The following is an 8,736-nucleotide window of genomic DNA, read 5'->3' on the forward strand; positions in this document are numbered from 1 at the left end:
CTCGAGGGCGGCCCGGGTCGGGCCGCTTCGGCGGGGTCATCGCAGACGGACGGCGGCCTGTGGATGCGCCGCCCGGCACCCTAGCGCTTAGCGCCGCGGCTGGGGAGGTCGCCGCCGGTCGGTGTCACACTTTCTCCCTAGTTCGAAGTCACTCGAAGGAGGTACGTCATGACGATGGGTTGCAGCCGCCGGCTGGTGGTCGCGGCAGGTTCGGGCCTCGGGCTCATGCTGGCGGCGTGCGTGGCGGCCGAGGCGCCGCCGCCCAAGGCGCGTCCTGCCGACAGCGCCGCGCTGCATCAGCAGATCCGCGACGCCATCGGCGACGCCGCCTGCAGCGCGGCCGACCAGTGCCACACGCTGGCGGTCGGCCACAAGGCCTGTGGCGGGCCCGAGGCCTACCTCGTCTGGTCCAGCCAGGTGACCGATGCAACGCGCCTGCGCGCGCTGGCCGAGGCCTACACCGCGGCGCGGCGCAACGACGTTCAGAAGTCCGGCCGGGTGTCGGACTGCGCGCTCGTCACCGACCCCGGCGCGCGCTGCGAAGCCGGGCGCTGTGTGCCGGCCGGTCGGCCGCCGGTGCTGATGCAGTAGCGCCGCCCGAAACGACAAAAGAAAACGCCACCCGAAGGTGGCGCCGTGCCGAGAGCGTCTTGCTCAGGCCGTGGTGCTGCGCTGCGGATCGAAGGGCAGCGTGAGCTGGCTCAGGTCCTTGCGGGTCTCGACGAGCACCAGCGGGCCCTCGTCGACGACGACCAGCGGCGGCCGCTCGCGCGGCACGTGCACCGGCTTCGGCTCGGCGGCCATCGCCTCATGCGCCGCGCGGATCTTGTCGGCGTCGGAGTTGACCCAGGTGAGGCCGGCCGTCTCGGCGATGCGTTGCAGCTCGTCGAGCGCCAGCACATAGGGCTCGACACGCACCGGCGCAGGCGCCGGGGCTGCCGCAACCACCGCGGGGGCCGGGGCCGGGGCCGGCACCGGCGCGGCGGGCGCTTCGGCCGGCGCTGCCCACTCGGCTGCCACGGCAGCTTCGGCGGCCGGGGCTTCGGCCACGGCGGCCTCGACCGGCTCGCGGCGCTCGCCGCGGTCGGTGCGCTCGCGCCGTTCACGGCGTTCACGGGGCTCACGCGGCTCGCGAGGTTCACGGCGCTCCGCCTCGGCCGCTTCGGCCACCGGCGTTTCGACGCCCGGCTCTTCGCCGGTCGCCTCGGCGCCCTCGGCAACGGCCAGCTCGCCCTCACCTTCGGGGCGTTGGCCTTCGCGGGCCTCGTCGCGGCCACCACGGCCACGGCGGCGGCGGCGGCGGCGGCCTTCGCCCTCGCCACGGTCGCCCTCGGGGCGCTCGCCTTCGGGGCCGGCCAGGCCCGCCTCGGCCATCGTCAGGCCCTCGGCCGCTTCGGCCTCGGCGCCAGCGGGTTGCTCACGTTCCGGCGCGGGGCGCGGCGGGCGCTTGGCACCGGCTTCCTCGCCGCGCACCGCGGGCAAGGGCTGGGTGGCCTCGAACTTGTCGCTCTCGGCCGGCGCCACGGCGGGGGCGGCGCCGCGACGGTTGTCGCGGCGCTCGCCACGGCCCCCCTCTCGGCGACCTTCCTGGCGACCTTCCTGGCGTTCCGGACGCTCCTGGCGCCCCTCCTGCCGGCCGCCTTCGGCGCGGGCCTCGCGGCCGCCCTGGCGTGCGGTGTCGCCGGCCTTGGCGCCCTCGCGCCCGCCACGCTCACCGCGTTCACCGCGCTCACCACGGCGGCCGTCGCGGCCACCACCCTTGCGTTCGCCGCGGCCGCCTTCACGGCCACCTTCGCGGCCGCCCTCGCGCCCGCCTTCACGGCCACCGGTGCGCTGGCCGGGCTGCGCGGCCGGCGCGGCTGCCGGCGTGGGCGCCACCGGCGCCTCGTCGGCACCGAACAGGCGCTTGAGCCAGCCGAAGAAGCCGCCGCCGGCGGCGGCCTGTGCGGCTGCGGGCGTCCGAGCCCACTGGGGCTGCGGCTCGGCGGCCGGCGCCGCGGTGGCGGGCGCCGGTGCCGGGGCCGGCGGCGGGGCCACCGGGGCCGGCTGGTCGGGCAGCACGCCCTTGATCACCGGCTCCTGCTTGGCCTTGGTCTTCTCGCGGCGCGAGATCGCGACCTCGTCGTCCGGCTCCTCGATCATCGTGTAGCTGGCCTGCAGGTTCTCCAGCCGCGGGTCATCGTGGCGCAGGCGCTCGAGCTTGTAGTTCGGCGTCTCGAGGTGCTTGTTCGGCACCAGCAGCACGGTGGTGCGCTGCTTCAGCTCGATCTTGGTGATCTCGGTGCGCTTCTCGTTGAGCAGGAACGAGGTCACCTCCACCGGCACCTGCACGTGCACGGCGGCGGTGTTCTCCTTCATCGCCTCTTCCTGGATGATGCGCAGGATCTGCAGCGCCGACGACTCCGTGTCGCGGATGTGGCCGGTGCCGTTGCAGCGCGGGCAGGTGATGTGGCTGCCTTCGGAAAGCGCCGGGCGCAGGCGCTGGCGCGACAGCTCCAGCAGGCCGAACTTGCTGATCGAGCTGAACTGCACGCGGGCGCGGTCCTGGCGCAGCGCGTCGCGCAGGCGCTGCTCGACCTCGCGGCGGTTCTTCGACTCCTCCATGTCGATGAAGTCGACGACGATCAGGCCGCCCAGGTCGCGCAGCCGGCACTGGCGGGCGATCTCGTCGGCGGCTTCGAGGTTGGTGCGGGTGGCGGTTTCCTCGATGTCGGTGCCGCGCGTCGAGCGCGCGGAGTTCACGTCGACCGCCACCAGCGCCTCGGTGTGGTCGATCACGATCGCGCCACCGGACGGCAGGTTCACCGTGCGGCTGAACGCGGTCTCGATCTGGTGCTCGATCTGGAAGCGCGAGAACAGCGGCGCGTCATCCCGGTAGCGCTTCACGCGAGAGGCCGATTCCGGCATCACGTGGTTCATGAACTGCTGCGCCTGCTCGTAGATGTCGTCGGTGTCGATCAGGATCTCGCCGACATCCGAGGTGAAGTAGTCGCGGATTGCGCGGATCACCAGCGACGACTCCTGGTAGATCAGGAACGCGCCCTTGCCTGCCTTGGAGGCGCCGTCGATGGCGTCCCACAGCTTGAGCATGTAGTTCAGGTCCCACTGCAGCTCGGGGGCCGAGCGGCCGATGCCGGCGGTGCGGGCGATCAGGCTCATGCCCTTGGGGTACTCGAGCTGATCGAGGTTCTCCTTCAGCTCCTCGCGGTCCTCGCCCTCGATGCGGCGCGAAACGCCGCCACCGCGCGGGTTGTTGGGCATCAGCACGAGGTAGCGGCCGGCCAGCGAGACGAAGGTGGTCAGCGCCGCGCCCTTGTTGCCGCGCTCTTCCTTTTCGACCTGGACCAGCAGTTCCTGGCCGTTGGAGATGACGTCCTGGATCTTCGCGTCGCGGACCGAGACGCCTTCCTTGAAGTAGTTGCGCGAGATTTCCTTGAACGGCAGGAAACCGTGGCGGTCTTCGCCGTAGTCGACGAAACAGGCTTCGAGCGAAGGCTCGACGCGCGTGACGACGGCCTTGTAGATGTTGCCCTTGCGCTGTTCGCGGCCCTCGATCTCGGTCTCGAAATCGAGCAGTTTCTGGCCGTCGACGATCGCGAGGCGCCGCTCTTCGGGCTGCGTCGCGTTGATCAGCATTCGCTTCATGTGCACTCCTCGTCACGCGCTGCCCCGAAGCGACGGGGCGGCGCGAGGTGAGAGGCGCCGGCGGCCCCGAATCACGCGGGCCGGCCGACACCTCGACCGATGCACGAGAAGACGACGGAACGGCCGGGAGAAGGAATCGCCCTGGACTGCCTCAGGCCGCGGTGTGCGGAACTGGCGAGGCAGCGTTGGCGCGTGCGATGACGGCGAAGCGGCGCCGGCGCAGGTTCGGCCCGGCTCCCGCCCGGCGGCCAGCGCCAGGTGCAGGCCAGCCGTCACCCGCGGCCGCGCCGGCAATCCATTGCCGGGGCCAGGGGTCAGCAAACCTTGGGAGGAGGGGGGAACACATGCGCGAACGGCGCGTTTTTGTTGTCATTGCTGGCGGCGAGGCACATCAAGCGGGTCGCGCCTGGTGCCTCGTGCCAAAAACCTTGGTGGATCCCTGCCGCACACTCAGTGCTTGGCAAGGCGGCACATCCGATGTTTCTCTGCCGCATCCGGCGCCACGGCCGCCGGGCCACTTTGGGGCCCGCCATTCCGCAGCGCGGTTGGATGCGTTGCATCACCTTGAAAAAGCAGGCCTCACTGTCCGCCTGCCGCCACCCTGACCCGCAATGCCCGGGTAAACTCTTGAAAATCAAGCACTTACGGCTCTATCGTGGCGCAGACCATTATAAAGGCCAAATCCGCGCCACGGTTGAAGGCTTCACTGGATGCCCCCGCGGTACGCCGCGTCACCGTCGACGAGGGCTCGGCTGGCCAGCGGCTGGACAACTTCCTGCTGCGTGAACTCAAGGGCGTGCCCAAGACCCACGTCTACCGCATCATCCGCTCCGGCGAGGTGCGGGTGAACAAGGGCCGGGCCCACGCCGACACCCGGCTGGAGCCGGGCGACGAGGTGCGGCTGCCGCCGGTGCGGGTGGCCACGCCGGATCCGGCCTCGCACCCCGAGGCCGTCCCGCCGCGCGAGTTTCCGGTGCTGTTCGAGGACGAGCACCTGCTGGTCATCGACAAGCCGGCCGGCGTGGCCGTGCACGGCGGCAGCGGCGTCAGCTTCGGCGTCATCGAGCAGCTGCGCCGCGCGCGGCCCGAGGCGAAATTCCTCGAGCTCGTGCACCGGCTCGACAAGGAAACCTCGGGCCTGCTGATGCTCGCCAAGCGGCGCAGTGCCTTGACGCACCTGCAGGACCAGTTTCGCCAGCGCGAGACCGGCAAGACCTACGCCGCGCTGGTCAGCGGGGCGTGGCCAGCCAACAAAAGGGTCGTCGACGTCGCGCTGCACAAGTACCTCGACGCGGCCGGCGAGCGCCGGGTGCGCGCGGTGGCGGCCGACCACGAGCAGGCGCAGCGCTCGATCTCGCTGGTGCGGGTGGCCCAGGCCTACCCGGCACCCGCGCCGGGCTTCACGCTGCTGGACGTGACGATCAAGACCGGCCGCACGCACCAGATCCGTGTCCACCTCGCGCACGAGGGCCACCCGATCGTCGGCGACGAGAAGTACGGCCAGTTCGCGCTGAACAAGGCGCTGGCCTCGGGCCGGTTGGTGGCCGACTGCCGCTTCGACCGCATGTTCCTGCACGCGCGCCGCCTGGCCTTCGACCACCCGGCCAGCGGCGAGCGGGTCGAACTGTCGGCGCCGCTGCCCCTCGAATGCGAGACACTCCTGAGTTGCCTCGCCAGACTGACCCCTGCATGACCCGCATCCGCCGCTTCGACCTGATCGCCTTCGATTGGGACGGCACCCTGTTCGACTCCACCGCGCTGATCGTGCACTGCATCCAGCAGGCCTGCGCCGACATCGGGGCGCCGGTGCCCGACACCGCGCGCGCGGCCTACGTGATCGGCCTGGGCCTGCGCGACGCGCTCGAATATGCCGTGCCGGGCCTGCCGCCCGAGCGCTATTCCGAGCTCGGTGCCAGCTACCGCCGCCACTACCTGGCCAGCCAGCACGCGCTGACGCTGTTCTCCGGCACGCTGGAGATGCTGCATGCGCTGAAGGCGCGCCACCACTTCCTCGCCGTGGCCACCGGCAAGACGCGGCGCGGGCTGGACGACGTGCTCGCGCTGACCGAGCTGCGCGGCGTCTTCGACGGCTCGCGCACCGCGGACGAGACCTTCTCCAAGCCGCACCCGCGCATGCTGCAGGAGCTGATGGCCGAGTTCGGCATCGAGCCCGAGCGCACGCTGATGGTCGGCGACACGACGCACGACCTGCAGATGGCCGCCAACGCCGGCACCGCGTGCGTCGGCGTCAGCTTCGGCGCGCACGACCACGAGTCGTTCCAGCCCTTCTCGCCGCTGTTCGTCGCCCATTCGACGCGCGACCTGCACGACTGGCTGGTCACGAATGGCTGAACAAGCTCTGTGCGCCAGCGCCGACCTCGAAGAGCGCGGCAAGGCGGTCGTGTTCGACGTGCTGCTGTGGGGCCAGCCGGCGCGGGCCTTCGCGCTGCGCTTCGACGGCCGCGTGGTGGCCTACATGAACCGCTGCGCCCACGTGCCGACCGAGCTCGATTGGCAGCCCGGCGAGTTCCTCGACCTCGACAAGCGCTGGATCATCTGCTCGATCCACGGCGCCACCTACGAGCCGGCCGACGGCTACTGCATCGCCGGGCCCTGCCGCGGCGAGCACCTGATGCCGCTCGACGTGGTGGAGCGTGACGGGCAGGTGTATTGGTATCCTAGCCCCGACATCCGACCGGTCGTGTTCGACTGAAGACAGCACATCCGGCACGGCCATTGCCCCTTCCACGCCTCCTTCACGCCCCCACCGAGCTTCCGATGAGCCTTCCCGACGACGCCGCGCCCCCGCCCCCGGCGGAACCGCCCGCGGCCGCAGAACCCGTGCAAGCCGCGCCCGCGCCCGCGGCAGACCCGGTACCCCCGCCCGCCCCGGCCCCGGCGGCCCCCGCGGCGGCCGACACGGCGCACGCGCTGGCCAGCATGGAAAGCCTGGTGCGCCAGGTCTCCGGCGAGTTGCTGCGCGAGCGGCGCAGCGCCCGGCGCTGGAACCTGATGCTGCGCCTGGGCTGGTTCGGTCTGCTGCTGGCTATCGTCTGGGGCATCGCGACGCAGCGCGGCGGGCACCCCAGCGCGCCCACCGGCCCGCACACCGCGCTGGTTGAGGTGCGTGGCGAGATCGCCGCCGACACCGAGGCGAGCGCCGAGCTGCTGGTCTCGTCGATCCGCACCGCCTTCGAAGACGACGGTGCGCGCGCGGTCGTGCTGCGCATCAACTCGCCCGGCGGCAGCCCGGTGCAGGCCGGCATCATCAACGACGAGATCAAGCGCCTGAAGGCCAAGCACAAGAAGAAGGTCTACGCCGTCGTCGAAGAGACCTGCGCCTCGGGCGCCTACTACATCGCGGTGGCCGCCGACGAGATCTATGTCGACAAGGCCAGCCTGGTCGGCTCGATCGGCGTGCTGATGGACGGCTTCGGCTTCACCGGCCTGATGGACAAGCTCGGCATCGAGCGCCGCCTGCTGACCGCCGGCGAGAACAAGGGCATGCTCGATCCGTTCTCGCCCGCGGACCCGAAGCAGACCGCGTACGCGAAGGCGATGCTCGGGCAGATCCACCAGCAGTTCATCAAGGTCGTGCGCGACGGTCGCGGCAGCCGCCTGAAGGAGACGCCCGAGACCTTCTCCGGCCTGTTCTGGAACGGCGAGGAGGCGGTCAAGCTCGGTCTGGCCGATCACTTCGGCAACCTCGACTACGTGGCCCGCGAGGTCGTCGGCTACGAGGACGTGGTCGACTACACGCCGCAGGAGAACGTGGCCGAGCGCCTGGCCAAGCGCTTCGGCGCCTCGATCGGCGAAGGCGCGGTGCGCACCCTGCGCGGCCTGGCGCCGCTGCGCTGACCCCCCGGCCGATCGGCCCGCGAATCGACCCCAAATAGCGATGGTCGACCTGCCGCTGACCGACAGCCTCCCGGCCCAGGACAGCGGCGATGCCGCACGCCGGCTCGCCCTGCGGGTGTGCGCCTGGCAGCACCGGCACCCGCTCGCGCGCCGCGTCGAGCCCGGCGAGGTGGCGGGGCTCGGCGTCATCGCCCTGCCGTACGGCCCGGCCGGCGGCGCAGGCGAGCCGGCGCCGCTGTACCACCAGCCGCGGCTGCTGCCGGGGCTGTCGCACCGCGCACTGGTCGACTTCGCGCAGCGCCATGCCGTGCCCTACCGCCCTGGCGCGGCCGACTGGCCGCAGCGCGCCGTCGAGCGGGCCGATGCCTCGACCGAGCCGGCGCCCCAGACGCGCTACCTGCTCACCGCTGCGATCAACGACACCCGCGCGCGCAGCGCGATGCCGCGCCGGCTGCTGATCGCGCCCGAGGGGGCCGCGATCTGGGGCCGGCGTGAGCTGAGCCGGCTGCGCATCGGGCTGGCGGCGCTGGCCGTGCTGATGGCACTGGCCGCCGCCGCGGCGCTGGTGCTGCGCGGGGGCCCACGCCAGGCGCCGGCGCCTGCACGCCCCGCTGCGGCTGCGGCTTCGGCGCCGATCGCCGCGGCGCCGGCGGTCGCATCGGCCGTCGCCCCGCCGGTGCCACTGCCGGCGTCGACGGCCGTGCCGGCGGTCCCGGTGCCCGCCTCCGTGGCGGCCAGCGGGGCGAGCGTGCCGCCGGCGGCCGCGCCGTCCGGCCCGCATTTCGCCCTGGTCTCGGCGCCGGCGAAGAAGCGCGCGGCGGCCGAGGCCACCCTGGCCCAGGTCCACCAGGTGCTCGGCCCGGCGATGGCCCACTTGCAGGCACAGATCATGCCGTCACCCGAAGGTTATGTCGTCACGATCTGGCCCTTGCCGACGCAGGCCGACGCCGAGCGCCTGGCCGAGGTGCTGGCGCGCCGCGGCGTAGCCATGAAGTGGCTGGAATTCTGAGCGCACCATCCCGGTCGGTGCCCCCCATGACCGTGCCCCCGACACCCAAGCGTCCCGCGCGCAGCCGCCACACCCGGTCGGCGGCGTCGCGGGTGCATGTCCCGGCGCGCGTGCATGCGGGCCGGGCGCACGGCCTGCCGTCGCCGCGGCGGCTGCTCGCGGCGCAGGTGGTGGCGTGGCACAACCGACATCCGCTGGCGCGGCGCATCAGCCGGCGCGACCTG

Annotated in this window: 8 protein-coding genes; 7 read left to right on the top strand and 1 reads right to left on the bottom strand. The window is 72.3% G+C overall.

From position 1 onward, the window contains the following. The first annotated feature begins 168 nt into the window (after window positions 1-168). Window positions 169-591 (top strand): hypothetical protein, encoded by a 423-nt coding sequence (locus tag VJ693_RS04985; RefSeq protein WP_324152374.1) that lies wholly within the window; start codon window positions 169-171, stop codon window positions 589-591. 63 nt (window positions 592-654) lie between these two features. On the opposite strand, the gene VJ693_RS04990 is transcribed toward VJ693_RS04985, so the two are convergent. Continuing rightward, window positions 655-3,645 carry an Rne/Rng family ribonuclease gene (locus VJ693_RS04990; protein WP_324152375.1) on the bottom strand — a complete coding sequence of 997 codons (2,991 nt, stop codon included), beginning with the start codon at window positions 3,643-3,645 and terminating at the stop codon, window positions 655-657. Between the two features lie 694 nt (window positions 3,646-4,339). Here VJ693_RS04990 and VJ693_RS04995 point away from each other — a divergent pair. The 6 genes from VJ693_RS04995 to VJ693_RS05020 all read left to right on the top strand — a co-directional run. Beyond that, window positions 4,340-5,338, top strand: coding sequence for an RluA family pseudouridine synthase (locus VJ693_RS04995; protein ID WP_324152377.1), 999 nt, complete (start codon window positions 4,340-4,342; stop codon window positions 5,336-5,338). Further along, the gene (locus VJ693_RS05000) at window positions 5,335-5,997 is read left to right on the top strand and encodes an HAD-IA family hydrolase (RefSeq protein ID WP_324152378.1); all 663 of its coding nucleotides are present in this window, start codon (window positions 5,335-5,337) and stop codon (window positions 5,995-5,997) included. The genes VJ693_RS04995 and VJ693_RS05000 overlap by 4 nt, the downstream gene beginning before the upstream one ends. Next, window positions 5,990-6,358, top strand: coding sequence for a Rieske (2Fe-2S) protein (locus VJ693_RS05005; protein ID WP_324152379.1), 369 nt, complete (start codon window positions 5,990-5,992; stop codon window positions 6,356-6,358). The genes VJ693_RS05000 and VJ693_RS05005 overlap by 8 nt, the downstream gene beginning before the upstream one ends. A 65-nt stretch (window positions 6,359-6,423) precedes the next feature. Then, a complete protein-coding gene (locus tag VJ693_RS05010) occupies window positions 6,424-7,503 on the top strand; it encodes a S49 family peptidase (RefSeq protein ID WP_324152380.1) in 1,080 nt (359 codons plus the stop codon). Between the two features lie 40 nt (window positions 7,504-7,543). Next, a complete protein-coding gene (locus VJ693_RS05015; RefSeq protein ID WP_324152381.1) occupies window positions 7,544-8,512 on the top strand; it encodes a hypothetical protein in 969 nt (322 codons plus the stop codon). A 26-nt stretch (window positions 8,513-8,538) separates the two neighbouring features. Beyond that, on the top strand, window positions 8,539-8,736 hold a 198-nt coding region (locus tag VJ693_RS05020), incomplete at its 3' end, for a hypothetical protein (RefSeq protein ID WP_324152383.1).

This window comes from Ideonella sp. (assembly GCF_035254525.1).
Lineage (GTDB): Bacteria > Pseudomonadota > Gammaproteobacteria > Burkholderiales > Burkholderiaceae_C > Ideonella.

Bases quoted from the DNA above. Each gene is read 5' to 3' on its own strand.
- VJ693_RS04985 (WP_324152374.1), top strand. From the start codon at position 169: ATGACGATGGGTTGCAGCCGCCGGCTGGTGGTCGCGGCAGGTTCGGGC.
- VJ693_RS04990 (WP_324152375.1), bottom strand. From the start codon at position 3,645: ATGAAGCGAATGCTGATCAACGCGACGCAGCCCGAAGAGCGGCGCCTC.
- VJ693_RS05000 (WP_324152378.1), top strand. From the start codon at position 5,335: ATGACCCGCATCCGCCGCTTCGACCTGATCGCCTTCGATTGGGACGGC.
- VJ693_RS05005 (WP_324152379.1), top strand. From the start codon at position 5,990: ATGGCTGAACAAGCTCTGTGCGCCAGCGCCGACCTCGAAGAGCGCGGC.
- VJ693_RS05010 (WP_324152380.1), top strand. From the start codon at position 6,424: ATGAGCCTTCCCGACGACGCCGCGCCCCCGCCCCCGGCGGAACCGCCC.
- VJ693_RS05015 (WP_324152381.1), top strand. From the start codon at position 7,544: ATGGTCGACCTGCCGCTGACCGACAGCCTCCCGGCCCAGGACAGCGGC.